Here is a 23511-nt window from a genome sequence, read left to right on the forward strand (position 1 = left end):
GGGCACCCCCGGCGCGGAACCCACCCCTGAAGCCGGCACCCCCGAGCCACCCCGCTTCGCCCGCCTCACCCGCTGGCGGGCCGAGCACCCCCGGCGGGTCCGCTTCCTCTCCCGCGCCGTCACCATCCTGGCCGCGGTACTGGTCGTCTGCACCCTGGTGATGCCCGCCACCATCGCGGGCGTCCACCCCGCCAGCTTCTTCCGGCTGCCCGGTGAGGCGATCGTCGGGGCGGCCGTGCTGCTCGCGCTGCCCCGGAAGCCCCGTGTGGTGCTGGCCGCGCTCTCCGGCGTGGTCCTCGCCGCGCTGACGGTGCTGAACTGGCTCGACATGGGGTTCAAGCAGTACCTGGGCCGGACCTTCAACCTGGTGCTGGACTGGAGCCTGCTGGGCGACGCGCAGTCGTACCTGGAGGACTCGCTCGGCCGGACGGCCACTCTCGCCGCGACCGCCGGACTGATCGTCCTCGTGCTGGTGCTGTTCGCCTCCTCGGCCTACGCCGTCGTGCGCCTGAGCGACGTCCTCGCCCGGCACTCGGCCACCGCGACGCGGGGCACCCTGATCGCGGGCGTCGTCTGGATCACCTGCTCCTCCTTCGGGGTGCAGCTCGCGGGCGTGCCGCTGGCCGCCGACAGCGCGGCCCTCACCATCCAGAGCCAGACCCAGCGGGTGTCGAACACGCTGAAGGACGAGGCCGCGTTCCAGAAGGTCGCCCGGGCGGACGCGTTCGGCGCGACCCCGCCCGACCAGCTGGTGCCGGACCTGCGCGGCAAGGACGTCATCTTCACGTTCATCGAGAGCTACGGGCGCAGCGCGATCGAGGACCCGATCATGGCACCCGGTGTGGACCAGACCCTCGCCGTCCGCAACGAGGCGCTGGAGAAGGCGGGTTACCACGCCAAGAGCGGCTGGCTGACCTCGGCGACCTACGGCGGCAGCAGCTGGCTCGGCCACTCCACCACCCTGTCGGGGCTGTGGGTCAGCAACCAGCAGCGCTACCGCACGGTGATGGCGAGCGACCACCTCAGCCTCACCAAGGTGTTCAAGAAGACCGGCGCCTGGGACACGGTCGGGGTGATGCCGGGCATCCAGAAGGCATGGCCGGAGCAGAGCTTCTTCGGCTTGGACAAGGTCTACAACGCCTTCCAACTCGGCTACAAGGGACCGAAGTTCAGCTGGTCGACGATGCCGGACCAGTACGCGCTGGAGCAGTTCCAGCAGCGGGTGCACGGCAAGAAGCACGACAAGCCGGTGATGTCGGAGGTCATCCTGACGTCCAGCCACCAGCCCTGGGGCCCGATCCCGAAGATGGTCGGCTGGGACCAGCTGGGCGACGGCTCGGTCTTCAAGGGCATCGAGGCGGCGGGCAACGACCCGGCCGACGTGATCGCCGACACCACCAAGTCCCGCCAGGAGTACGGCAAGTCGATCCAGTACTCGGTCACCGCGCTCACCGAGTGGCTGGAGCGCTACGGCTCCAAGGACACCGTGCTGGTCTTCCTCGGCGACCACCAGCCCATCGCCCGCGTCAGCGGCAACCACGCCAGCAGGGACGTACCGATCTCGATCGTCGCCAAGGACCCGAAGGTGCTCGACAAGATCGGCGACTGGAACTGGACGGACGGCCTGCGCCCCGCCCACGACGCCCCGGTATGGAAGATGAACCTCTTCCGCGACCGCTTCCTGACCGCGTACGGCTCGACCCCGCACCCGAAGAAGGGCTGACCCCTAGGGGTCCTGAGGGCAGGGCCGGTCCCTCAGGGGAACCGGCCCTGTTGCCGCTCAGCCGCCGGAGGTGTCCAGCTCGGCTTCCTCGCCGACGCCCGCGCAGTCGTACGGGTCCTTCAGCCAGCCGTCGGGGAGCACCACCCGGTTGTTGCCGGAGGTGCGGCCGCGGGGGCCGTCGGCGCCGGTCGGCCACGGCTGGTCGAGGTCCAGCTCGTCCAGGCCGGAGCGCAGCTCCTCCAGCGAGGAGGTGATGGCGAGCCGCTTGCGCATCTCGGAGCCGACCGCGAAGCCCTTGAGGTACCAGGCGACGTGCTTGCGGAAGTCGATGACACCGCGCGACTCGTCGCCGAGCCACTCCCCGAGCAGCGTGGCGTGCCGGACCATGACGTCGGCGACCTCGCGCAGCACGGGCCGCTGGAAGTCGTCGCGGCCCTCGAAGGCGGCGACCAGGTCGGAGAAGAGCCAGGGTCGGCCGAGGCAGCCGCGGCCGACGACCACGCCGTCGCAGCCGGTCTCGCGGACCATGCGCAGCGCGTCCTCGGCGGACCAGATGTCGCCGTTGCCGAGCACCGGGATCTCCGGGACGTGCTCCTTCAGCCGGGCGATGGCGCTCCAGTCGGCGGTGCCGCCGTAGTGCTGGGCGGCGGTGCGGCCGTGCAGGGCGATGGCGGTGACGCCCTCCTCGACGGCGATGCGCCCGGCGTCGAGGTAGGTGATGTGGTCGTCGTCGATGCCCTTGCGCATCTTCATGGTGACCGGCAGGTCGCCCGCACCGGAGACGGCTTCGCGCAGGATGGACCGCAGCAGGTTCCGCTTGTACGGCAGCGCGGAGCCGCCTCCCTTACGGGTGACCTTGGGGACCGGGCAGCCGAAGTTCAGGTCGATGTGGTCGGCCAGGCCCTCCTCCGCGATCATGCGGACGGCCTTGCCGACGGTGGCCGGGTCGACGCCGTACAGCTGGATCGAGCGGGGCTTCTCGGACTCGTCGAACCGGATGAGCTGCATGGTCTTCTCGTTGCGCTCGACCAGCGCCCGGGTGGTGATCATCTCGCTGACGAACAGCCCCTTGCCCCCGCTGAACTCCCGGCACAGGGTGCGGAAGGGGGCGTTGGTGATCCCGGCCATGGGTGCGAGCACGACGGGCGGCACCACGGCGTGCGGGCCGATGGACAGCGGCTGGGTCATCAGGGGGCTCCGGGACGGATGTACGGCATGGGCGTCGTCCATTGTCCCTCACCTCACCGGTGCCTCTCCCCCATGAGGGGCAAGGATCATGTAAGGGTCATTAGTTAGCCGCACTATCGAAGCGCGTACGATGGGACGCATGCCCGAGCTGACTCACCGGCGGCGGATGCTGGTGCTCTCGATCTGCTGCATGAGCCTGCTGATCGTGAGCCTGGACAACACCGCCCTGAACGTCGCGCTGCCCTCGATGCAGCGCGAGCTGCACGCCACCACCTCCGGCCTCCAGTGGGCGATCGACGCCTACACGCTGGTGCTGGCCTCGCTGCTGATGCTGGCGGGGTCCACGGCGGACCGGATCGGCCGCAAACGCGTCTTCATGGCGGGCCTGGTGATCTTCACCGCCGGTTCCCTGCTGTGCTCGCTCGCCCCGAACCTGGAACTCCTCGTGGTGTTCCGCATGGTCCAGGCGATCGGCGGCTCGATGCTCAACCCGGTCGCCATGTCGATCATCACCAACACCTTCACCGACCCGCGCGAACGGGCGCGGGCGATCGGCGTCTGGGGCGCGGTGGTCGGCATCTCCATGGCGGCCGGTCCGCTGGCGGGCGGGCTGCTGGTGGAGTCGGTCGGCTGGCGCTCGATCTTCTGGGTCAACCTGCCGGTCGGCCTCGCCGCCCTGCTGCTCACCCTCCGCTTCGTCCCCGAGTCCCGCGCACCCCGGCCACGCCGCCCGGACCCGGTCGGCCAGGTGCTGGTGATCGCCCTGTTCGGCTCGCTGACGTACGCGATCATCGAGGCGCCCGACGCGAGCCTCGCCGAGGTCCTCCCCTTCGCCGCCGTGGCCCTCGCCGCCCTGCTGGCCCTCCTGATCTACGAGCCCCGGCGCGCCGAACCCCTCATCGACCTGCGCTTCTTCCATTCGGCGCCGTTCAGCGGGGCGACCGGGATAGCGGTGAGCGCCTTCGCCGCGCTGGGCGGGTTCCTCTTCCTGTCCACGCTGTACCTGCAGAACGTACGCGGCCTCGACGCCCTGCACGCCGGTCTGTGGATGCTGCCCATGGCGGTGCCGACCCTGCTGTGCGCCCCGCTGTCCGGACGGCTGGTCGGCAGCCGGGGTCCGCGCCTGCCCCTGCTGATCGCGGGCGCTGCGATGACGGCGAGCGGCCTGCTCTTCGCCCTGTTCGAGGCCGAGACCTCCGACGTCACCCTGTTCCTCGGCTACGTCCTCTTCGGCGTCGGCTTCGGCTTCGTCAACGCCCCCATCACCAACACCGCCGTCTCCGGCATGCCCCGCGCCCAGGCGGGCGTGGCGGCGGCGGTCGCGTCCACCAGCCGCCAGCTCGGCCAGACCCTGGGCGTGGCCGTGATCGGTGCGGTCCTGGCGGCGGGTATCGGCAGCTCCCCGTACCGCGACACCTTCGTCTCGGCGGCCCGCCCCGGCTGGTGGGTCCTGGCCGCGTGCGGCGCCGCGGTCCTGATCCTGGGCCTCCTCACCAGCGGCCGCTGGGCCCACCGGACAGCGGAGCGGACGGCGGAACGCCTGGAGACGGAAGAGGTACGCCAGCCCGCGGGGGTGTCCTGACCTCAGACGGCCTCGGCCAGTTCGACCCACTGGCGGACGAGTCCTGCCCACCGGGCGGGCTCGGAGCTGCCCAAGGTGCTCGCCTCCGCCCAGCGCTCCCACGGCCCTCCGGGGGCGAGCAGTTCGCCCGAGACCATCGAGCCGAGCCGCTCTTCGACGACCAGCAGCGCGCCCAGCAGCCACGGCTGGTAGCTCCGGTGCGCGGGATCACCGAGGTCGGCCGCCAGATGGTGCGCCAGCACCTCCGCGTCGGCGGCCTGTCCGGACCGGGCCAGCGCGAACGCGATCCCCTTAGCCGCGCGCCCGGCCTCCCCCGCCCGGAGGCGTCGGCTCAGCTCGGGCCGGAATTCCCACCGCTGCGCGAACCCGATGAGCCAGCACGCGGTGCTGACCTCACGCCAGTCCCCCGCGAGCAGCCCCTCCAGCTCCGCCACGGACGCCCGGCGGCCGTCGTCCGCCATCGCCCGGCCGAACCGCAGCGCCTGTTCCCGGTCGCCGGTCAGGACCCTCACAGAGAGGAGCTTCTTGTACCGGTTGCCGGGCAGGCAGTACCGCCGGAACAGGTCGTCCCGCCCGCTCACCCCTCCAGCGCCATCGCGTGCAGCTTCTCCAGTCGCTCGCGGGACTCCTCGTTCTTCGGCGGGTAGATCACGATGCGGGGGCCGGGGTCCGGGGAGAGCCAGAGGTCGGTGTGTTCCAGGGTGAGGTGGCCGACGTGGCGGTTGAGGAACTCCTTGGTCTTGGACCGGCTGCCGACCACCTCGTAGCGCTCCCAGTTCTCGAGGAACTCCGGGTACGCCTTGAGGCGCTTGAGCAGCATCTTCCAGGCGGGTTCGCCGAGGTGTCCGGCCATGGAGGCGCGCAGCCGGGCCGCCATCAGCCGCAGGGCCTCGTCGAGGTGGACGATGGAGGAGCGCCACTCGGGGTTGGAGTAGGCGAGGAGCACGCAGTTGCGGTCCTCGGGCGGGACGGCGTCCATGTCGCACAGGAGCCGGGCGTAGGTGCGGTTGTAGGCCAGGATGTCGTACCGGCTGTTCTGCACGGCGGCCGGGAACGGTTCCATCTGGCGCAGGGTCGCGAGCAGCGCCGGGGTGACGCTGGGGCAGATCGCGGCCGGGGTCGGGTCGGTGGCCCCGGCCAGCTGGAAGAGGTGGGCGCGCTCGCTGGGGTCCAGCATCAGGGTGCGGGCGAGGGCGTCGAGGACCTGCACGGAGACCTGGATGTTGCGGGCCTGTTCGAGCCACGTGTACCAGGTGACGCCCACCGCGGAGAGCTGCGCGACCTCCTCCCGGCGCAGACCGGGCGTACGCCGCCGGGCCCCGCGCGGCATCCCCACCTGTTCGGGGGTGATCCGCTCGCGGCGGCTGCGCAGGAACGCCGCCAGTTCATGGCGCCGGATCTCCGCGCCCTTGACCGCCGGGGCGGCGCTTTCCTGGGCCATGGTCGTCATGGTCCTAGAGTGCCTCCGCCCGGACACCGTTGCCAGGTACTCCTGCCACCAGGATGAGCGCCCGCCACCACCAGGCTGCGGGTGGGACAAGGCCCGGCCGAGGGCGTTGGCGGGTACTTCCGGTACCAGCATCGGCACACTCTGGTACCCGTCTAACGGCGGGCACACGCTCGGTGGCATGACCGAGACCACCCTCTCCACCGCGCCATCCGTACGCGCTCCGGCGGCGGCGCCCACCCTGAGCGGGGCGGGCCTGATGACCGTCCTGCTGGCCGCCGCGCTCCCCCTGGTCGACTTCTTCATCGTCAACGTCGCGCTCCCCGCCATCGGCAGCGACCTCTCCGCGAGCGAGGCCCTGCTGGAACTGGTCGTGGCCGGGTACGGCGTCACGTACGCCGTGCTCCTCGTGCTCGGCGGGCGCCTCGGGGACCTCTTCGGCAGGCGTCGGCTGTTCATCGGCGGCATGGCCGCCTTCGGGCTGACCTCGCTGGCGTGCGGACTGGCCCCGGACGCGTGGAGCCTGGTCGCGGCGCGGGCCGCGCAGGGCGCGTCGGCCGCGCTGCTGCTGCCGCAGGTGCTCGCCACCATCCAGTCCACCACCACCGGTGGCCGCCGCGCCCACGCGATGAGCCTGTACGGGGCGACGGCGGGCCTGTCCATGGTGGTGGGCCAGATCCTGGGCGGCGTCCTGGTCGCGGCGGACATCGCCGGAACCGGCTGGCGCTCGATCTTCCTGGTGAACGTGCCCGTGGTCGTCCTCGGCCTGATCCTCGCCGTCCGCCACGTCCCCGACACCCGCGCCCGGCACCCCGAGCCGGTCGACGTCCCCGGCACGGTTCTGCTGGCGGTGGCCCTGCTGGCGCTGCTCGCCCCACTCACCGAGGGCCGCGCGACGGGCTGGCCGCTGTGGACCTGGGTCTCGCTCGGCGTGTTCCCGGTGGCGGGGTGGGCGTTCTGGACGGTGGAGCGGCGCCTGGACCGGCTGGGCCGCACCCCGCTCCTGCCCCCGAGTCTGTTCGCCACCCTGTCGCTGCGACGGGGGCTGCTGATCGTGGTGCCGTTCTGCCTGGGATTCAGTGGGTTCATGTTCGTCATCGCGCTGAGCCTCCAACAGGGCGCGGGTCTGGGTCCGGTACGTGCGGGTCTGGCGCTGGCGCCGATGGCGGTCTCCTTCCTCCTCGTCTCGCTGGCGGGGCCCCGGCTGATCGCCCGCTTCGGAACGCGGGTGGTGGGCGCCGGGGCCGTGCTCCAGGGCGTGGGCGTGCTGCTGATCGTGCTGGCCGTGTGGCGGGACTGGCCGGACCTGGGTCTGGGCACCCTGCTGCCGGGCGCGGCCGTCGCCGGAGCCGGTCAGGCGCTCCAGCTCCCCAATCTGCTGCGGATCGTGCTCTCCGAGGTCCCGGCCGCCCGTGCCGGGGTGGGCAGCGGGGTACTGGCGACGACCCAGCAGGCGTCGTTCGCCCTGGGCGTGGCCACCCTCGGCGCCCTCTTCCTCACCCTGGTCCCGCACCTCGGTATGCGGGACGCCCTGCTGATCGCCCTGTTCACCCAGCTCACGGCGATCCTCGCCACCGGCCTGGCTGAGCCTGCGCCTGCCGCGTGAGGTGGGTTGAGCCGGACCCGTGTGAGAGTTCCCACCCGGAGTTCCGCCCCTCGCCCCGCCCCGCGTGCCGCACACTCCGGGCATGACCGACAGCAGAATCGGCACCAGCGTGCGCCGGTGGGACCGGCACGGCCGGGAACACGTCGTACGGGTGGTGCGGGCCGGACTCCAGCGGACCTTCGGCTGCGGCACCTGCGGCTGGCGCCGGGGTACCCGGCACCTGCCCTGGACGCCGACGGACGAGCACCCGGCGACGGAGCATCTGGCCGATGCCCATCAGGCGACGCTGGACCCGGCCCGGCGATGAATCCACGGCGCCGTGGGAGTCGTAACCCCATGACGACCCGCGCCGACCGGAAGGCCAGCCCCATGACCGCACTGCACGAGACCCTGCGCCGGTACGTGGACGACGGGAGCCTGCCCGGCGCGGTCGGCCTCGTCGCCCACGGGGACGACGTCGAGGCCGTGGCCGTCGGACACACGGACACCGGGCGGACCGTGCCACTGGAGCGGGACTCGCTGTTCCGGCTCGCCTCGATCACCAAGCCGGTGACCGCCGCCGCGCTGATGATGCTCGTCGACGAGGGGCTGGTCGGGCTGGACGACCCGGTGGCCCGGTGGCTGCCCGAGCTGGCCGCGCCGATGGTGGTGCGGACGCCCGAGTCGCCGGTGGACGACCTGGTACCGGCCGAGCGGCCCATCACCGTGGAGCACGTGCTCAGTTCACGGTGCGGGTGGGGGTTCCCGCCGGACTTCTCGCTGCCCGCCGTGGCCCCGCTGTTCGAGCTCCAGGGCGGCGGGTTCGCCCCGCAGGCGGTGCCCGCCCTGGACGAGCTGCTGGCCGAACTCGCCAAGGTGCCGCTCCTCCACCAGCCCGGTGAAGCCTGGCTCTACAACACCTCCTCCGATCTTCAAGGCGCCCTGATCGCACGGGCGACGGGCCGGACACTGCCGGACTTCCTGGCCGAGCGGATCTTCGAGCCACTCGGTATGAAGGACACGGGCTTCTCTGTGCCGGAACGGGACCTGCACCGGCTGCCGACGGCCTACCAGCCCGCTCCCGACGGCACCCTGAACGTGGCCGAGACCTTCGACGGCGGCTGGGACCGGCTCCCTGCCTTTCCCTCCGGCGCAGGCGGCCTGGTCTCCACCGCCGACGACTACCTGGCCTTCGCCCGGATGCTGCTGGCGGGCGGTGAAGCGGCCGGTGAGGGCGGTGGCCGCAGGCTGCTCTCGCCGGAGTCCGTCGCCCGGATGACCAGCGACCAGCTCACCCCGGCCCAGCGGAAGGGCAGTCCGCTCTTCCTGGAGGGTCAGGGCTGGGGATACGGCGGCTCGGTCGACATCGACCGCACCGAACCGTGGAACGTGCCCGGCCGCTACGGCTGGGTCGGCGGCACCGGCACCGCGGCCCATCTGGTCCCCGCCACCGGCAAGGTGACCGTGCTGCTCACCCAGGTGGCAATGACCGGTCCGACCCCACCCGCGGTGATGCGGGACTTCTGGCGGGTCACGGCCTGACGGGAACCACGACCCAACACGGATCAGCACGGCTGACGCTGGTCACGACCCGACTCGGGTCACGCCTCGACTCTGGTCACGGCCCAACGAGGCTCACGGCCTGGCGGGTGCGCCCAGCCCACGTATCAGCAGGTCCACGATCACCTTGAAATCCTCCTCGATACCGGGCTGCTGCCATTCGCGTGCGTAACAGGGGTCGTGGAAACGGGCCGTGGCCTGGAAGACCGCGCGGGCCTCGGTGGCCGGGTCCGCGGCACGGAAGGTACCGGACTCGGTCCCGGCCTCGATGATCCGGGCGAGCTGGGCGGTGAGGTCGGTGATGTGCTCGCCGACCGTCACCCCGCTCTCCTCGGCCAGCACGCTGTAGGTGGCGAACAGTTCGGGATCGTCACCCGCCTTGTGCCGCTTGGCCTCGAACAGGGTGGCGAGCCAGTCCCGCAGCCGCCGCTCGACCGGGGTCTCCTCACCGGCGATGACCGCGAGCCGCTCCGAGGTGCGGTCCAGCCAGCGCTTGGTGACCGCCTCGCGCAGCGCCGCCTTGGTGCGGAAGTGGCGGTAGACGCTGCCGTGGCTGACGCCAAGAGCGCGGGCCACGTCGACCACGGTGGCCTTGGCCGGGCCGTGGCGGCGCAGCACCTCCTCGGTCGCTTCGAGGATGCGCTCGGCGGTCAGGGTCTCGGTCGCTGCCATGCCTAGACCGTACCCGGCGCGCCGGTCACCCGTTCCGGCTCATCGCTCGCTGTCCAGCATGGCCATCTGCGCGGGCGCGTACCGCTCACCGGCGGCCGCGTCGGCCGGGACGGCCTCCTCGATGGCGGCGAGGTCGGCCGGGTCCAGGGTGATGTCCAGGGCGCCCAGTGCCTCGGACAGCCGCTCGCGGGTGCGGGAGCCGATGACCGGCACGATGTCGGAGCCCTGGGCGAGGACCCAGGCGATGGCGATCTGGGCGACCGTGGCCCCCTTCTGTTCCGCGATCTTGCGGAGGGAGTCGACCAGGCTCAGGTTGTGCCGGAAGTTGTCGCCCTGGAAGCGGGGCGAGAAGGCGCGGAAGTCGGTGGCGGCGAAGTCGCGGTCGGCGGAGATGTGGTTGGAGAGCAGGCCGCGGGAGAGCACGCCGTACGCGGTGACGCCGATGCCCAGCTCGCGCAGGGTGGGGAGGATCTCCCGCTCGATGCCGCGCGAGATCAGCGCGTACTCGATCTGGAGGTCGGAGATCGGGGCGGTGGCGGCGGCGCGGCGGATGGTGTCGGGGCCGACCTCGCTGAGGCCGATGTGTTTCACCCATCCCTTCTCCACCAGTTCCGCGACGGCGCCGACCGTCTCCTCGATGGGGACGTCCGGGTCGAGGCGGGAGGGGCGGTAGATGTCGATGTGGTCCACGCCGAGGCGCTGGAGGGAGTAGGCGGCGAAGGTCTTCACCGCCGCGGGGCGGCCGTCGAAGCCCAGCCAGGCGCCGTCCGGGTCGCGCAGGGCGCCGAACTTCACGCTCAGCACCGCGTTGTCGCGGAGGTGGGCCGGGGCGGTGCGCAGGGCCTCGCCGACCAGCATTTCGTTGTGGCCCATGGCGTAGAAGTCGCCGGTGTCGAGGAGGGTGACGCCTGCTTCCAGAGCGGCGTGCACCGTGCGGACTGCCTCCGGGCGGTCCGCTTCTCCATACATACCCGACATGCCCATGCAGCCGAGGCCGAGGGCGGACACCTGGGGTCCGGTGGTTCCGAGATTTCGCGTGGGAATCGTCATGCGTCCAGCCTGGCACGTGGACTGACAGAATTCAATATCTGTCAGCTGTTACTTGTCAGCGGATTCCGGGTAGACCCCGTCCGAACACGAAAAAGCCCACCCTCCGACCCGGGGGACCGGGCAGGAAGGTGGGCGGAAATGCGAAGGTCAGGCGCCGATCAGACGGGCGGCGAGGTAGCCCTCGATCTGGTCGAGGGAGACCCGCTCCTGCTTCATGGTGTCGCGCTCGCGCACGGTCACGGCGTTGTCCTCGAGCGTGTCGAAGTCGACGGTCACGCAGAAGGGGGTACCGATCTCGTCCTGACGGCGGTAGCGGCGGCCGATGGCACCGGCGTCGTCGAAGTCGATGTTCCAGTTCTGGCGCAGCGCCTGAGCGAGACCCTTGGCCTTCGGGGACAGCTCGGGGTTGCGGGAGAGCGGGAGCACCGCGACCTTGACCGGCGCGAGGCGGTGGTCGAGGCGCAGCACGACGCGCTTCTCCATCTTGCCCTTGGCGTTGGGCGCCTCGTCCTCGGTGTAGGCGTCGAGGAGGAAGGCCAGCATGGTGCGGCCGACACCGGCGGCGGGCTCGATGACGTAGGGGGTCCAGCGCTCGCCGGCCTCCTGGTCGAAGTAGGAGAGGTCCTGGCCGGACGCCTTGGCGTGAGCGCCGAGGTCGTAGTCCGTGCGGTTGGCGACACCCTCCAGCTCGCCCCACTCCGAGCCGCCGAACGAGAAGCGGTACTCGATGTCGGCGGTGCGCTTGGAGTAGTGGGAGAGCTTCTCCTTCGGGTGCTCGAACCAGCGCATGTTCTCCTCGCGCAGGCCGAGGCCCGTGTACCAGTTCCAGCGCTGCTGCATCCAGTACTCCTGCCACTCCTCGTCCTCGCCCGGCTTGACGAAGAACTCCATCTCCATCTGCTCGAACTCGCGGGTCCGGAAGATGAAGTTGCCGGGCGTGATCTCGTTGCGGAAGGACTTGCCCATCTGGGCGATGCCGAAGGGCGGCTTGCGGCGCGAAGTGGTCTGCACCTGGGCGAAGTTGGTGAAGATGCCCTGGGCGGTCTCGGGACGCAGGTAGGCGACGGAGCCGGAGTCCTGGGTCGGGCCGAGGTGGGTGGAGAGCAGACCGGAGAACTGCTTGGGCTCGGTGAAGGTGCCCTTGTTGCCGCAGTTCGGGCAGTTGAGGTCGGCCAGGCCGTTCGCCGGAGCGTGGCCCTTCTTCTCCTCGTACGCCTCTTCCAGGTGGTCCGCGCGGAACCGCTTGTGGCACGAGGTGCACTCGGTCAGCGGGTCCGTGAAGGTGGCGACGTGACCGGAGGCGACCCAGACCTCGGGGGCCAGGATGACGGACGAGTCGATGCCGACCACGTCCTCGCGGGACGTCACCATGTAGCGCCACCACTGACGCTTGATGTTCTCCTTGAGCTCGACACCCAGCGGTCCGTAGTCCCAGGCGGCACGCTGTCCGCCGTAGATCTCACTGCAGGGGAAAACGAAGCCACGGCGCTTGCTCAGGCTGACGATGGTGTCGATCTTGTCGGCGGCCACGGTGCTCTCTTCATTACGACGACGGGCGTTGAAGCGAGATGCTTCCAGCGAATGATTCAGGTTACCGGCGCATGCTCCCCCTCGGCCAAATCGGCCCCCGCCGACCCCCCTCCCGAAGCCCCCGAAGCCCGCCCGAACCCTTACCAAGCCGACCCGGAGAATCCGTGTCGTGAGCTCCGGCCGTCGAGCTTGTTGACAATCGTTTCCAACATTGTTGAAAATGACTGTCATGAACGTACGACGACGCCTCATATCCGGGTCCGCGATAGCGGCCGTCACCGCGCTGGGCCTGGGCACGCTGTCCGCCTGCTCGGACAGCAGCGCCGCATCGGGGAACACGGGCAAGTTCGACGTCGTCGCCTCGTTCTATCCGATGGCCTTCCTCGCCGAGCGGATCGGCGGCGACCACGTGCACGTGACCACACTGACCTCGCCGGGTCAGGAGCCGCACGACCTGGAGATCAGCCCTCGGCAGATCGGGGGCATGGAGAGCTCCGACGCCGTCCTCTACCTGAAGGGGCTCCAGCCCTCGGTGGACGAGGCGGTGGAGCAGTCGCCGGTGAAGACGAAGATCGACGCGGCCACGCTGACCACCCTGGAGAAGCACGGAACCGAGGTCGGCGGCCACGCGGCCGGGCACGAGGAGGAGCACGCGGGCCACGACCACGAGAGCGAGAACGGCAAGGACCCGCACATCTGGCTCGACCCGGTGCGGTACGCCGAGGTCGCCCAGGGTGTCGGCCGGGCCTTCGAGAAGGCCGACCCGGACCACGCGGCGGACTACAAGAGGAACACCGCGGCCCTGGTGAAGCAGCTGGACGAGCTGAACACCGACTTCAAGGACGGCCTGGCGCACACCCGCTCCAAGGTCTTCATCACGACCCACGCCGCCTTCGGTTACCTCGCCGAGCGCTACGGCCTCACCGAGGAGGCGATCAGCGGGCTCAACCCCGAGTCCGAGCCGAGCGCGGCCCGGGTGCGGGACCTCCAGCGGCTGGCCAAGGCGGACGGGGTCTCCACCGTGTTCTACGAGACGCTGGTCAGCGACAAGACCGCGAAGACGGTCGCCGGGGACGCGGGCCTGAGGACCGACGTGCTCGACCCGATCGAGGGCATCACGAAGAAGTCGCGCGGCCAGGACTACCTCGCCGTCCAGCGGGCCAACCTCAAGGCCCTCCAGAGTGCCCTGGGGGCCAAGTGACCACCGAAGAGCGGGAATCGGCGCCTGTACTCACCCTGCGGGACGTACGGGCCGAGCTGGGCGGGCGGCCGGTGCTGCGCGGCATCGACCTGACCGTCCGGCCCGGTGAGGTCGTCGCGCTGCTCGGCGCCAACGGCTCGGGCAAGTCCACGGCCGTGCGCACCGCCATCGGGCAGGTGTCCGCCACCTCCGGCGCCGTCGAGCTGTTCGGTACGCCGCTGCGCTCCTTCCGCGACTGGGCCCGCGTCGGCTACGTCCCCCAGCGCACCTCCGCCGCCGGGGGCGTACCGGCCACCGTCTCCGAGATCGTGTCCTCCGGCCGGTTGGCCCGCAGCCGCTTCGGGCGCTTCCGCAAAGCGGACCGGGAGGCCGTGGGACGCGCCCTGGAGCTGGTCGGCATGGCGGACCGCGCCAAGGACTCGGTGACCGCGCTCTCCGGGGGCCAGCACCAGCGGGTGCTGATCGCCCGCGCGCTGGTCTCCGAGCCCGAGTTGTTGATCATGGACGAGCCGATGGCCGGTGTCGACCTGGCCAGCCAGGAGGTGCTGGCGTCGACCCTGCGCGAGCAGGTCGCCGCCGGGGCCACCGTCCTGCTGGTGCTGCACGAACTGGGCCCGCTGGAGCCGTTGATCGACCGCGCGGTCGTCCTGCGCGACGGCTGTGTGCTGCACGACGGGCCGCCGCCGAAGGCCGTCGGCCAGCACGCCCTGCCCGGCCACGACCACGTGCACCCGCACGAGGGCGCCGAACCGATCCGTACGGGACTGCTGAGCTGATGGACTTCCTGAACTACGCCTTCATGCAGCGGGCACTGCTCGCGGCCGTCCTGGTCGGCGTCATCGCCCCGGCGATCGGCATCTACCTCGTCCAGCGCCGCCAGCCCCTCATGGGCGACGGCATCGGGCACGTGGCGATGACCGGCGTCGGCCTCGGCTTCCTGCTGAACTCCTCGCCGGTGTGGATGGCGACCCTCGTCTCGGTGGCGGGCTCCGTACTGATGGAGCTGATCCGCTGGTATGGCAGGACGCGCGGCGACATAGCCCTCGCCATGCTCTTCTACGGCGGCATGGCGGGCGGTGTGCTCTTCGTGAACCTCGCGCCCGGCGGCTCCAACGCCAACCTCACCTCGTATCTCTTCGGCTCGCTGTCCACCGTGGCGCCGTCCGACGTGACCGCGATCATCGTGCTGGGGGCGTGTGTGGTCGCCGTGACGCTGGGGCTGCGGCGGCAGTTGTTCGCGGTCAGCCAGGACGAGGAGTTCGCGCGGGTCACCGGGCTGCCGGTGCGGGCGCTGAACCTGCTCGTCGCGGTCACCGCGGCCGTCACCGTCACCGTGGCGATGCGGGTCGTCGGGCTGATCCTCGTCTCGGCGCTCATGGTCGTTCCCGTGGCCGCCGCGCAGCAGCTCACCCGCAGCTTCGCGGCGACGTTCGCCATATCGGTCGCGCTCGGGGTGACGGTGTCGATCGGCGGCACGATCACGTCGTTCTACGAGGACGTTCCGCCGGGCGCGACGATCGTCCTGCTGACCATCGCCGCGTTCGCCGTCATGACCGCGCTCGCCACTCCCCTGGCGCGCCGCCGAGCCCGCGCGGCCCGGCCCGCCGGAGATCCGGTGGAGTGCGCGATCCCGGCCACGCGGGCGGCGGGGGACGAGGTCGGCGTCTGACCCCGGGGGCGCCGCCCTGGCCCCGGCCGGGTGCACGCCCCCCCCGTCAGGAACCCGCCGGAGCCGCTTCCGCGTCTGACCGACCGGGGTCCGGGCTGGCACAATGGCCCGGTCAGAGGCGCAGACATGAGGAGGCACCGGGTGACGACCGCTGGACCGCCCGTGAAGGGCCGCGCGACCAAGCAGCGCGCGGCGGTGGCGGCGGCCCTCGACGAGGTCGACGAGTTCCGCAGCGCGCAGGATCTCCACGACATGCTCAAGCACAAGGGCGACTCGGTCGGGCTCACCACCGTCTACCGCACCCTCCAGTCCCTCGCCGAGGCCGGTGAGGTCGACGTGCTGCGCACCTCGGACGGCGAGTCGGTCTACCGCCGCTGCTCGACCGGCGAACACCACCACCACCTGGTCTGCCGCACCTGCGGCAAGGCGGTGGAGGTGGAAGGTCCGGCTGTGGAGAAGTGGGCCGAGGCCATCGCCTCGGAACACGGCTTCGTCAACGTGGCCCACACGGTGGAGATCTTCGGTACCTGCGCGGACTGCGCGGAAGCCAACGGCTGACCCGGAGCGTATGAAGAAGAACGCCCCCGCCGGTCCGGCGGGGGCGTTCTCGTACCCGGTCACGCTCGGGGCGGCTACGCCTCGGGGTTGCCCCTCATAGCCGCCTCCATAGCCAGCAGCTCCTCATTGGGCACCGCTCCCCCGAAGCGCCGGTCGCGGGAGGCGAATTCGACGCAGGCTCGCCACAAGTCGCGCCGGTCGAAGTCGGGCCAGAGGACGTCCTGGAAGACCATTTCCGCGTAGGCGCTCTGCCACAGCAGGTAGTTGGAGGTGCGCTGTTCGCCGGAGGGGCGGAGGAAGAGGTCGACGTCGGGCATGTCGGGGTAATACAGGTACTTCTGGATGGTCTTCTCGGTGACCTTGGCGGGGTCGAGGCGCCCGGCGCGCACGTCCTCGGCGATGGCCTGGGCCGCGTCGGCGATCTCGGCGCGGCCGCCGTAGTTCATGCAGAAGTACAGGGTGAGGAGGTCGTTGTCCTTGGTCTGCTCCTGCGCGACCTGGAGTTCCTTGGCGACCGACTTCCACAGCTTGGGCATGCGGCCCACCCACCGCACCCGGATGCCCAGCGCGTCGAGCTGGTCGCGGGACTTGCGGATGAAGTCGCGGTTGAAGTTCATGAGGAAGCGGACCTCGTCGGGCGACCGCTTCCAGTTCTCGGTGGAGAAGGCGTAGAGGGAGATGTTGCGGACGCCCGCCTCGATCGCCCCCTGGAGCACGTCGAGCACCTGCTCGGCGCCCACCTTGTGCCCCTCCGTGCGCGGCAGCCCCCGCTCCTTCGCCCAGCGGCCGTTGCCGTCCATGACGATCGCCACGTGCTCGGGGACCAGCTCACCGGGAAGCTTCGGCGCGCGGGCGCCGGACGGGTGCGGTTCCGGTGCCTGGTACTCCCGGCGCCGGCCCCCCAGAAATCCGCGTACGACCATGCTTCTCGTCTCCTCAGCCGTGCTTGCTGCTTGTTTCGCTGCTTACTTCTCTACGTACCGCAGGGAGCGCAGACCCCGCTCCAGGTGCCAGTGCAGGTAGGCGGACACCAGGCCGCTCCCCTCGCGGACGTGCCGCGCCTCGGCCGCGTCCGCGGTCTCCCAGTCTCCCGTAAGCAGCGCGCCCAGCAGCATCAGGGTCTGCGGTGAGGGGACCACGCTGCCCGGCACCCGGCAGTCGACGCACACCGAGCCGCCCGAGGCGACCGAGAAGAACCGGTTCGGCCCCGGCATCCCGCAGCGCGCGCAGTCCCCGAAGGTCGGCGCGTAGCCGTTGACGGCGAGGGAGCGGAGCAGGAAGGCGTCGAGGACGAGGTTGGAGGCGTGCTCACCGCGCGCGAGGGTGCGCAGGCCGCCGACCAGGAGCAGGTACTGCTGTACGGCGGGCTCGCCCTCGTGGTCGGTGAAGCGCTCGGCCGTCTCCAGCATGGCGGTCCCGGCGGTGTAGCGGGAGTAGTCGGTGACGATGCCGCCGCCGTACGGGGCGATCGTCTCGCTCTGGGTGCACAGCGGCAGCCCGCGCCCGACCAGCTCGCTCCCCCGCGCGAAGAACTGCACGTCGACGTGGGAGAACGGCTCCAGCCGGGCCCCGAACTTCGACTTCGTGCGCCGTACGCCGCGCGCCACCGCCCGCACCCGGCCGTGGCCACGGGTGAGCAGGGTGATGATCCGGTCCGCCTCGCCCAGCTTCTGGGTGCGCAGCACGATGCCGTCGTCGCGGAACAGACTCATGCCGTCCATTCTCGCCCACGCCCGGACCCGGGAAGCCGGGTCTCCGCTTATCCGCCCCCGGCTGTGACCGGCCCCACGCCCGGCTCTACGATCCGCTGGACGTGACGCGAGTGTGCGCACGGGCCGCCCGCGGGCGGCAAGGGGAGAGGCTGGACATGAGAACAGAGGCTGGCGGCGCGCGGGCGCCGCGGGGGAGACGGGCCAAGATATGGCTCGCGGCCGGGACCGTGCTGGTGGCGGGGACGGGCGCGGTCGTCGCCGTCCGTGCCACGTCGGGCACCGACACCGCGGCGGACGGGCCGCACGTGGTGCACACCTCGGTGAACTCGCTGGACCTGACCGGCTCGTCGGGCGAGCGCGCGCTCGCGGCCCGCTCGACCAAGGCGTTCCGGATGCTGGCGGTGAGCTGGCAGGACCCGAGCGTCCGGCTCGACGGGACGGTACGGGTACGCACCCGGTCGTCGGACACGGGCCAGTGGTCCGCGTGGCAGGCGCTGGGCGCCGGGGACGCGCAGCCGGACCCGGCCGAGCGCGACCGGGCCGGAGTGCGCGGCGGCACCGCCCCGCTGTGGGCCGGACCCTCCGACGGCGTGCAGGTGAAGGCGGACGGCAAGGCGCTCCCCAAGGGGCTGACCGTCGACCTGGTGGACCCCGGCAAGGGTGACTCCACCGCTCCCGCGATGGACCCGGCGGCCTACGCGATGCCCGGCGACGGCGAGGAGACGCCGACGGACCAGCCGACCGACCCCGACACCTCCACCCCGGAGCAGACCCCGTCGGACGACCCGGGCGAGACCACGCCCGCACCCCCCGCCCCCTCCGACTCCGCGACGGACACGCCGCCCGAGACCACGACCACGCCCCCGCCCACCCCGACCGTCGAGCCCTCGCAGAGCACGACGGCCGCGACGAGCGCCCCGGCGTCGCCCACCGCCCCGACCTCGACGGCCCCGCCGCCCAGCGCGCCCGGCTACCTTCCGTCGCTGTCGGCCGCGTACCCCTCCTGCGCGAGCGCGTCCGCCGTGCCGCAGACGATGCCCAGCCCGCTGCCCGCGCAGCCCCCGACGACGAAGGTGCCCGCTCCCCCGGTCGTCACCCGGGCGGGCTGGGGTGCGGACGAGTGCGCCCGTGACACCGGTTACCCGGACTACGGCCACACGGTGAAGGCGGTGTTCGTCCACCACACCGACACCACCAACACCTACTCCTGCGCCGACTCCCCCTCGATCGTGCGCAGCCTGTACGCCCTGCACCTGCACCAGGGCTGGCGCGACCTCGGCTACAACTTCCTGGTCGACAAGTGCGGCACGATCTTCGAGGGCCGGTTCGGCGGCATGGCCATGCCGGTGATCGGCGCGCAGACCTACGGGTTCAACACCGACTCGATGGGCATCGCCGCGATCGGCACGTTCACCGACCTCACCGGCGGTGACTCCAAGGCGAGCACCATCCCCGGTGCCACCCCGACCACGGCCATGGTGACCGCGATCTCCCGGATCGCCGCGTGGAAGCTCGGCATGTCCGGCGTCAGCCCGACCGGTACCAGCGTCCTCACCGAGGGCTCCAAGGACAGCTCCGGCTTCACGTTCGGCAAGGCGTACACCCTGAACGCCGTCTCCGGGCACCGCAACGGCTTCGCCACCGACTGCCCCGGCAACCAGCTGTACGCGAAGCTCGCCACCATCCGCTCCTACGCGGCCGGTCCCCCGGCCGGGGTCGGCGTCACCAGCGTGGACACCCCGTCCGGCGCGGTGCGCTCGGGCACCGGGTACGTCACCGGCACCACGGCCACCGTGCGCTGGACCACGTCCACGCCCACCGCGCTGCTCTCCGGCGCGGAGGTCCTCGTGGACGGCACCTCCGTGGCGAAGCTCGCGGGCACGGCCACCTCGGCAGCCGTCAAGCTGACCTCGGGCCGTCACACGGTCCAGGTGCGGGCGACCCACGTCTCGGGCACGACCGCCACCTCGGCGGCGGTCACGGTGACCGCCGACACCACGCGGCCCACCTACCCGACCGCGCCGACCGCGCAGTTGGGCAAGGGCACGGTCAACACGGCGGGCGTCCCGGTGACGGTGAACTGGAAGGCGGCCGACGACAACGGGCTGCGCTCCCAGGCCGCCACCTCGCCCACCGCGACGGCGCTGACGGCCACCTCGACGAGCTGGTCCACCACCGCCAAGTCGGCGACGGCCACCAAGTTCGGCCTGATCGCCACCGACCTGGCAGGCAACACCGCGACCGCGTCGGTCACCGGTACCGCCACCCTGGTCCAGGAGAGTTCCGCCAAGGCCACCGGCACCTGGACCAAGCGGTCCAGCAGCAGCTACCTCGGCGGCTACTCCTCCAGCTCCGGCACCAAGGGCGCCTCGCTGACCTGGACCTTCAAGGGCCGCTCGGTGGCGTGGATCGCCTCGCGCGCCAGCACCTCGGGCGCGGTCCAGATCTACGTCGACGGCACCCTGCAGACCACCGTCGACCTGAAGTCGGCCACCACGGCCTACCGCCAGGCGATGTGGACCAAGTCCTGGAGCAGCGCGGCCCAGCACACCCTGAAGATCGTGGTCGTCGGCACGTCGGGTCGTCCGACGGTCACCACCGACGGCATCGCGGTCCTCAACTGACCTGATCCCGCGCGGGCGAGCGGCCTTCTCCGGACTCCGGTCCGGGGAAGGCCGCTTTCCCTTGGGCGGGGTACCCCGCCGTCACGGCACCTCGCCTCTGCTGCGCGCGTTCGCATACGCCGTCGCCGCGCTGATCCGCTCCGCGGGGGTCGCCTCCCGCACCCGGTCCGGCGACACGTCCCACTCCCGGCCGCCACCGAGCGGTCTCAGCTGTACGTACGGCCCCTGGTGTCCCATGACCACGCCCACTCTGTTCGTGCCGGTGTCCAAGGCGTACGAGCCCAGCGGCGGCCCTACGGCACTCATCGCAGGGCCGCGGCGAGCAGCGCGGCCGTCTCCACGGAGCACCGCCCCAACTCCACCAACGGGATCGGGGCCTCGCAGGCCAACGAGATGGGATCGAGCCCGAGCGACGGCAATTTGATCCCGGCCTTCTCCAATGCGGTCCGCAATTCCTCGAGGGTTCGCTCCGCTGCCTCGACCCGGTCCGCTGAATCCTGTGTGTTCACTGTCCGCATCACTTCCCTTCCGTCACGTTCTTCACGCTTCGTGTCCTAACGGTGACGCTGCACAACTAGACTCGGAAGGGGTCTGAGCCCTACAAGCGCATGGCAGTACAAGGGGGTTGGCAGTGGCCAACGGTTCACGTCAGGCGGTCTGGGAGTTCTTCGGAACGGAACTGAAGCGTCGCCGCGAGAAGGCGGGGTTCAGTCAGGCGGGGCTGGGGGCGGCGGTTTTCGTCTCCGGCGGGTACATCGGCCAGTTCGAGCTGGCGATCAGGAAGCCGCAACTGGATGTGGCCCAGCGGATCGACCGAGTACTGCAAACCGACGGTATTTTCGAGCGGCTGTGCAGAAAGCTGATCGACGACCCCAGGTATGCGGATTACTTCGCGCAGGTGGTGGAGCTGGAGCGCCTCGCCACGCTGATCTGCGAGTTCGCTCCCACGGTGGTTCCGGGGCTGCTCCAGACGAAGGAGTACGCGCGCGCGGTCACCATCGCGGCCAACCCCTTCAAAACCGACGAGTACGTGGACGAGATCGTCACCGCCCGGTTGGAGCGCTCGCTGATCCTCAGCGACGCTACAAGGCCCGAGTATTGGGTGGCGCTGCATGAGAATGTGCTGCGCATCCCCGTGGGCGGACCGCTCGCCATGGCGGGCCAACTGGACTACATCGCAGGGATGATGCGGGACCGCACGGCCATGGTGACGGTACTGCCCCACACGACGGGTGCACACGCCGCCATGAACGGTGACCTCAGGCTCATGGAGTTCGAGGACGCGCCCCCGGTCGCCTATACAGAGACCTCGTTTTCCGGGACGCTGGTGGACGTTCCGGCCGTGGTGAAGCGAGCCCAACGCGCATACGATCTTCTCAGGGTCGCCACGCTGTCGCCGGAGGTGTCCCTGACCCTGATCGAATCGGCGGCGGAGGACTTCAGACGATGCGCCAGTACGACCTGACCAACGCCCACTGGTCCAAGAGCAGCTACAGCAACGGAGAGGGCGGCAACTGCGTCGAGGTCGCCAACGGAGTCCCCGGTGTCGTCCCAGTACGGGACAGCAAGGTCCAGCGCGGCCCCGTACTCTTCGTCGGCGCCTCCGCGTGGACCCACTTCATCAACTCGACTGGAGCGGAGACCCCCCGATGCGAGAGCACGATCTGACCAACGTCCATTGGCGTAAGAGCACATACAGCAACGGCGCGGGCGGTAGCTGCGTCGAAGTCGCCGACGGCATCCTCGTACGGGACAGCAAGGTCGAGGACAGCCCCGTACTCCGCCTCGGCGACTCCGCCTGGGCCGACTTCCTTGACGCCATCCGGCGCTGACATCCGCACCCCACGGCTCGACCTGCTACCCCTGCGGGTCGAGCACGCCGAGGAGATGGCCGGGGTGCTGGCCGACCCCGCCCTGCACCGCTTCATCGGCGGGATCTCGTACACCCCGGACGCGCTCGAACTGGGTAATCCGGCTGCGCGTGGTGGGCACGCCCTGGCAGGGGCGGGGCATCGCCAAGGAGGCGGCCGTGGCGAGGGCGGCGGGTCTCGCGCCCACCCCGGAACGCCAAGCCGGTGAGATCCGCTGGGAGTGTGCGGGCCAAGCCGGGGGCACTGGAGGCTCAGGGAGGGAACATGACGCGACGACCCAAGTCCCGTGAAGAACCGGCCTGGACGAAGCCCGGATCTCAATGGGCCTTCTGGCTGTTCCTGTCGATGCTGGTCCTCAACTTCGCCGTATTGGTCATGCGGGTCCTAGCGGGTGCGGGAGTAGACCGGATCGGCTCCTCCCTCGGCCTCTGCATCCTCTTCACCTGGTTCCTCGTGGCGAACCGAACTGCGCGGCGAAAGCGGTCGACGCCCACGCACTAGACCAGTGGATCACTCAGCTCGATCGCCCGCAGCACCGCCGCGAAGGCACGCTCGTCGCCGATGTCCAGCGCGGTGTCCGTCAGTTTGATGACGTGCTCGTCGCCGTGGGCGAGGGCTCGTTCGGAGAGTTCCTCGGGGGCGAGGGGGCCGGACGGGGCGTAGGGGACGGGCTCGTCGGGGGCGTACATCGCCGTGACCGCCGCCGAGGCCGTCCAGGCGGCGCGCAGACTCGGGGCCCACAGGTCTCTCGGGAGCGCGGGCAGGGTGCGGAGTACCGCGTTGGGGGCCGTCGCCGCGTGCACCAGCATGGTCGGCTCGCCGTGGGCGTGGGTGGCGTAGCGGTGGGTGGCGGCCCGGACGAGGTCGGTGAGGCGGCGGTGGGCCTCGGCCGGGTCGGTGACGTCCGCCGCCCAGACGGGCAGGCTCGTGACGCGGTCCAGCCGGGCGGGGAAGCCGCCGTCCCGTACGGCGATGGGACGTACCGCGTCCAGCGCGGCGGCGGCGCTGTCGGCGCCGGGCAGCGGGGTGAGACCGGCGACGGGGCGGTGCCGGGCGGCCCAGTAACCGAGCCCGTGCGCAAGCTCGTTGATCCGTGGCGCGGTCTCCCCCGCGAGCAGCGTCCGTACCGCGTGCCCGACCCGGATCACCGGATGCGTGGAGCCGCCGTACATGCCGGGCAGCAGCCGGGGCCACCACTCGGCCAGCACCTGCCGCCAGCCGCGCTCGCCCACCTCGCCCTGGAGGTACCCGATCCAGTCGGCGACCCGCCGCGAATCCCCCAGCGCTGCGGCCCAGTTGGCGTCGGTCACCCGCTCCACCCCGGTCGGGAACTCCTCCAGCTTGCGCGCGTACAGGTCGACCCACCGGTGCACGCCCGCCGCCTGCCCCCGCGCGGCCAACGCCTCCACGGCCATGGGCGCGTGATTGGTGAGCCGCCCCATCCGCTCCGGCCCGGCCCCGTGCAACCGCTCCAACGCCTCGTCCAGAACTCCGCTCTCGTCCATGCCGGGGACGGTAGAGCGGTGCGCGGGGGCGGCG

The 23511-nt window shown here is 71.1% G+C and carries 24 protein-coding genes and 2 pseudogenes; 15 read left to right on the forward strand and 11 right to left on the reverse strand.

Annotated features, from left to right (window positions below; genetic code table 11):
- Positions 1-160: 160 nt before the first annotated feature.
- On the forward strand, positions 161-1723 hold the full coding sequence (locus ACI2LY_RS16865; RefSeq protein ID WP_404708161.1) for a sulfatase-like hydrolase/transferase: 1563 nt from the start codon (positions 161-163) through the stop codon (positions 1721-1723).
- Positions 1724-1780: 57 nt separating this feature from the next.
- Here the strand turns inward: ACI2LY_RS16865 and dusB are convergent, their stop codons facing one another.
- Entirely contained in the window at positions 1781-2911 is a 1131-nt protein-coding gene (dusB, locus tag ACI2LY_RS16870; RefSeq protein WP_404707800.1) for a tRNA dihydrouridine synthase DusB, read from the reverse strand.
- 139 nt (positions 2912-3050) lie between these two features.
- On the opposite strand from dusB, the gene ACI2LY_RS16875 reads away from it, so the two are divergent.
- The gene (locus ACI2LY_RS16875) at positions 3051-4493 is read left to right on the forward strand and encodes an MFS transporter (protein WP_404707801.1); all 1443 of its coding nucleotides are present in this window, start codon (positions 3051-3053) and stop codon (positions 4491-4493) included.
- A gap of 2 nt (positions 4494-4495) precedes the next feature.
- Here ACI2LY_RS16875 and ACI2LY_RS16880 read toward each other — a convergent pair whose 3' ends face one another.
- On the reverse strand, positions 4496-5074 hold the full coding sequence (locus ACI2LY_RS16880) for a DUF6000 family protein (RefSeq protein WP_404707802.1): 579 nt from the start codon (positions 5072-5074) through the stop codon (positions 4496-4498).
- A complete protein-coding gene (locus tag ACI2LY_RS16885; protein WP_404707803.1) occupies positions 5071-5943 on the reverse strand; it encodes a helix-turn-helix transcriptional regulator in 873 nt (290 codons plus the stop codon). The genes ACI2LY_RS16880 and ACI2LY_RS16885 overlap by 4 nt, the downstream gene beginning before the upstream one ends.
- Before the next feature lie 178 nt (positions 5944-6121).
- Here ACI2LY_RS16885 and ACI2LY_RS16890 point away from each other — a divergent pair.
- The 3 genes and pseudogenes from ACI2LY_RS16890 to ACI2LY_RS16900 all read left to right on the forward strand — a co-directional run bounded on the left by ACI2LY_RS16890 (position 6122) and on the right by ACI2LY_RS16900 (position 9067).
- Positions 6122-7556, forward strand: a pseudogene (locus ACI2LY_RS16890) (MFS transporter).
- A gap of 72 nt (positions 7557-7628) precedes the next feature.
- On the forward strand, positions 7629-7853 hold the full coding sequence (locus tag ACI2LY_RS16895; RefSeq protein ID WP_404707804.1) for a hypothetical protein: 225 nt from the start codon (positions 7629-7631) through the stop codon (positions 7851-7853).
- 62 nt (positions 7854-7915) lie between these two features.
- A complete protein-coding gene (locus ACI2LY_RS16900; RefSeq protein WP_404708162.1) occupies positions 7916-9067 on the forward strand; it encodes a serine hydrolase domain-containing protein in 1152 nt (383 codons plus the stop codon).
- 93 nt (positions 9068-9160) lie between these two features.
- Here ACI2LY_RS16900 and ACI2LY_RS16905 read toward each other — a convergent pair whose 3' ends face one another.
- The 3 genes from ACI2LY_RS16905 to ACI2LY_RS16915 all read right to left on the reverse strand — a co-directional run bounded on the left by ACI2LY_RS16905 (position 9161) and on the right by ACI2LY_RS16915 (position 12337).
- A complete protein-coding gene (locus tag ACI2LY_RS16905) occupies positions 9161-9757 on the reverse strand; it encodes a TetR family transcriptional regulator (RefSeq protein WP_404707805.1) in 597 nt (198 codons plus the stop codon).
- Between the two features lie 39 nt (positions 9758-9796).
- Entirely contained in the window at positions 9797-10807 is a 1011-nt protein-coding gene (locus ACI2LY_RS16910) for an aldo/keto reductase (RefSeq protein ID WP_404707806.1), read from the reverse strand.
- A gap of 147 nt (positions 10808-10954) precedes the next feature.
- A complete protein-coding gene (locus ACI2LY_RS16915; protein WP_018545240.1) occupies positions 10955-12337 on the reverse strand; it encodes a glycine--tRNA ligase in 1383 nt (460 codons plus the stop codon).
- Between the two features lie 229 nt (positions 12338-12566).
- On the opposite strand from ACI2LY_RS16915, the gene ACI2LY_RS16920 reads away from it, so the two are divergent.
- The 4 genes from ACI2LY_RS16920 to ACI2LY_RS16935 all read left to right on the forward strand — a co-directional run bounded on the left by ACI2LY_RS16920 (position 12567) and on the right by ACI2LY_RS16935 (position 15765).
- The gene (locus ACI2LY_RS16920; protein WP_404707807.1) at positions 12567-13538 is read left to right on the forward strand and encodes a metal ABC transporter substrate-binding protein; all 972 of its coding nucleotides are present in this window, start codon (positions 12567-12569) and stop codon (positions 13536-13538) included.
- Positions 13535-14314 carry a metal ABC transporter ATP-binding protein gene (locus ACI2LY_RS16925; protein ID WP_404707808.1) on the forward strand — a complete coding sequence of 260 codons (780 nt, stop codon included), beginning with the start codon at positions 13535-13537 and terminating at the stop codon, positions 14312-14314. Before ACI2LY_RS16920 ends, ACI2LY_RS16925 begins: the two co-directional genes overlap by 4 nt.
- A complete protein-coding gene (locus ACI2LY_RS16930) occupies positions 14314-15207 on the forward strand; it encodes a metal ABC transporter permease (protein ID WP_404707809.1) in 894 nt (297 codons plus the stop codon). Before ACI2LY_RS16925 ends, ACI2LY_RS16930 begins: the two co-directional genes overlap by 1 nt.
- 141 nt (positions 15208-15348) lie before the next feature.
- Positions 15349-15765 (forward strand): Fur family transcriptional regulator, encoded by a 417-nt coding sequence (locus ACI2LY_RS16935; RefSeq protein WP_388993380.1) that lies wholly within the window; start codon positions 15349-15351, stop codon positions 15763-15765.
- Between the two features lie 74 nt (positions 15766-15839).
- Here the strand turns inward: ACI2LY_RS16935 and ACI2LY_RS16940 are convergent, their stop codons facing one another.
- Together ACI2LY_RS16940 and recO are read right to left on the reverse strand one after the other, a co-directional pair.
- Positions 15840-16688 (reverse strand): isoprenyl transferase, encoded by an 849-nt coding sequence (locus ACI2LY_RS16940; protein WP_404707810.1) that lies wholly within the window; start codon positions 16686-16688, stop codon positions 15840-15842.
- A 42-nt stretch (positions 16689-16730) separates the two neighbouring features.
- Positions 16731-17477 carry a DNA repair protein RecO gene (recO, locus tag ACI2LY_RS16945; RefSeq protein ID WP_030814776.1) on the reverse strand — a complete coding sequence of 249 codons (747 nt, stop codon included), beginning with the start codon at positions 17475-17477 and terminating at the stop codon, positions 16731-16733.
- 155 nt (positions 17478-17632) lie between these two features.
- Here recO and ACI2LY_RS16950 point away from each other — a divergent pair, with 155 nt between their 5' ends.
- On the forward strand, positions 17633-20101 hold the full coding sequence (locus ACI2LY_RS16950) for an N-acetylmuramoyl-L-alanine amidase (protein WP_404707811.1): 2469 nt from the start codon (positions 17633-17635) through the stop codon (positions 20099-20101).
- Positions 20102-20182: 81 nt separating this feature from the next.
- On the opposite strand, the gene ACI2LY_RS16955 is transcribed toward ACI2LY_RS16950, so the two are convergent.
- Both ACI2LY_RS16955 and ACI2LY_RS16960 read right to left on the reverse strand, forming a co-directional pair.
- Positions 20183-20407 carry a hypothetical protein gene (locus tag ACI2LY_RS16955; RefSeq protein ID WP_388993390.1) on the reverse strand — a complete coding sequence of 75 codons (225 nt, stop codon included), beginning with the start codon at positions 20405-20407 and terminating at the stop codon, positions 20183-20185.
- Entirely contained in the window at positions 20404-20553 is a 150-nt protein-coding gene (locus ACI2LY_RS16960; RefSeq protein WP_388993393.1) for a hypothetical protein, read from the reverse strand. The genes ACI2LY_RS16955 and ACI2LY_RS16960 overlap by 4 nt, the downstream gene beginning before the upstream one ends.
- Positions 20554-20732: 179 nt before the next feature.
- On the opposite strand from ACI2LY_RS16960, the gene ACI2LY_RS16965 reads away from it, so the two are divergent.
- The 5 genes and pseudogenes from ACI2LY_RS16965 (at position 20733) to ACI2LY_RS16985 (ending at position 22473) form a co-directional block, all read left to right on the forward strand.
- Complete coding sequence (locus ACI2LY_RS16965; protein WP_404707812.1) at positions 20733-21566, forward strand: Scr1 family TA system antitoxin-like transcriptional regulator; 834 nt, start codon at positions 20733-20735, stop codon at positions 21564-21566.
- Entirely contained in the window at positions 21548-21769 is a 222-nt protein-coding gene (locus tag ACI2LY_RS16970) for a DUF397 domain-containing protein (RefSeq protein ID WP_404707813.1), read from the forward strand. The genes ACI2LY_RS16965 and ACI2LY_RS16970 overlap by 19 nt, the downstream gene beginning before the upstream one ends.
- Positions 21751-21933, forward strand: coding sequence for a DUF397 domain-containing protein (locus ACI2LY_RS16975; RefSeq protein WP_404707814.1), 183 nt, complete (start codon positions 21751-21753; stop codon positions 21931-21933). Before ACI2LY_RS16970 ends, ACI2LY_RS16975 begins: the two co-directional genes overlap by 19 nt.
- Positions 21914-22262 (forward strand): annotated as a pseudogene (locus tag ACI2LY_RS16980) (GNAT family N-acetyltransferase). Before ACI2LY_RS16975 ends, ACI2LY_RS16980 begins: the two are co-directional and overlap by 20 nt.
- Entirely contained in the window at positions 22237-22473 is a 237-nt protein-coding gene (locus tag ACI2LY_RS16985) for a hypothetical protein (RefSeq protein WP_404707815.1), read from the forward strand. Before ACI2LY_RS16980 ends, ACI2LY_RS16985 begins: the two are co-directional and overlap by 26 nt.
- Here the strand turns inward: ACI2LY_RS16985 and ACI2LY_RS16990 are convergent.
- Positions 22470-23477: a questin oxidase family protein gene (locus tag ACI2LY_RS16990; protein WP_404707816.1), complete on the reverse strand. Its 1008-nt coding sequence runs from the start codon at positions 23475-23477 to the stop codon at positions 22470-22472. The two genes, ACI2LY_RS16985 and ACI2LY_RS16990, sit on opposite strands and share 4 nt — an antisense overlap.
- Between the last annotated feature and the right edge of the window lie 34 nt (positions 23478-23511).

Source organism: Streptomyces sp. NPDC002176 (assembly GCF_044903645.1).
Taxonomy (GTDB): Bacteria; Actinomycetota; Actinomycetes; order Streptomycetales; family Streptomycetaceae; genus Streptomyces.

Bases quoted from the DNA above. Each gene is read 5' to 3' on its own strand.
- ACI2LY_RS16975 (WP_404707814.1), top strand. From the start codon at position 21,751: ATGCGAGAGCACGATCTGACCAACGTCCATTGGCGTAAGAGCACATAC.
- ACI2LY_RS16885 (WP_404707803.1), bottom strand. From the start codon at position 5,943: ATGACGACCATGGCCCAGGAAAGCGCCGCCCCGGCGGTCAAGGGCGCG.
- ACI2LY_RS16970 (WP_404707813.1), top strand. From the start codon at position 21,548: ATGCGCCAGTACGACCTGACCAACGCCCACTGGTCCAAGAGCAGCTAC.
- ACI2LY_RS16905 (WP_404707805.1), bottom strand. From the start codon at position 9,757: ATGGCAGCGACCGAGACCCTGACCGCCGAGCGCATCCTCGAAGCGACC.
- ACI2LY_RS16950 (WP_404707811.1), top strand. From the start codon at position 17,633: ATGAGAACAGAGGCTGGCGGCGCGCGGGCGCCGCGGGGGAGACGGGCC.
- ACI2LY_RS16930 (WP_404707809.1), top strand. From the start codon at position 14,314: ATGGACTTCCTGAACTACGCCTTCATGCAGCGGGCACTGCTCGCGGCC.
- ACI2LY_RS16910 (WP_404707806.1), bottom strand. From the start codon at position 10,807: ATGACGATTCCCACGCGAAATCTCGGAACCACCGGACCCCAGGTGTCC.
- ACI2LY_RS16895 (WP_404707804.1), top strand. From the start codon at position 7,629: ATGACCGACAGCAGAATCGGCACCAGCGTGCGCCGGTGGGACCGGCAC.
- ACI2LY_RS16955 (WP_388993390.1), bottom strand. From the start codon at position 20,407: ATGAGTGCCGTAGGGCCGCCGCTGGGCTCGTACGCCTTGGACACCGGC.
- ACI2LY_RS16940 (WP_404707810.1), bottom strand. From the start codon at position 16,688: ATGGTCGTACGCGGATTTCTGGGGGGCCGGCGCCGGGAGTACCAGGCA.
- ACI2LY_RS16900 (WP_404708162.1), top strand. From the start codon at position 7,916: ATGACCGCACTGCACGAGACCCTGCGCCGGTACGTGGACGACGGGAGC.
- recO (WP_030814776.1), bottom strand. From the start codon at position 17,477: ATGAGTCTGTTCCGCGACGACGGCATCGTGCTGCGCACCCAGAAGCTG.
- ACI2LY_RS16875 (WP_404707801.1), top strand. From the start codon at position 3,051: ATGCCCGAGCTGACTCACCGGCGGCGGATGCTGGTGCTCTCGATCTGC.
- dusB (WP_404707800.1), bottom strand. From the start codon at position 2,911: ATGACCCAGCCGCTGTCCATCGGCCCGCACGCCGTGGTGCCGCCCGTC.
- ACI2LY_RS16920 (WP_404707807.1), top strand. From the start codon at position 12,567: ATGAACGTACGACGACGCCTCATATCCGGGTCCGCGATAGCGGCCGTC.
- ACI2LY_RS16990 (WP_404707816.1), bottom strand. From the start codon at position 23,477: ATGGACGAGAGCGGAGTTCTGGACGAGGCGTTGGAGCGGTTGCACGGG.
- ACI2LY_RS16865 (WP_404708161.1), top strand. From the start codon at position 161: ATGCCCGCCACCATCGCGGGCGTCCACCCCGCCAGCTTCTTCCGGCTG.
- ACI2LY_RS16985 (WP_404707815.1), top strand. From the start codon at position 22,237: ATGACGCGACGACCCAAGTCCCGTGAAGAACCGGCCTGGACGAAGCCC.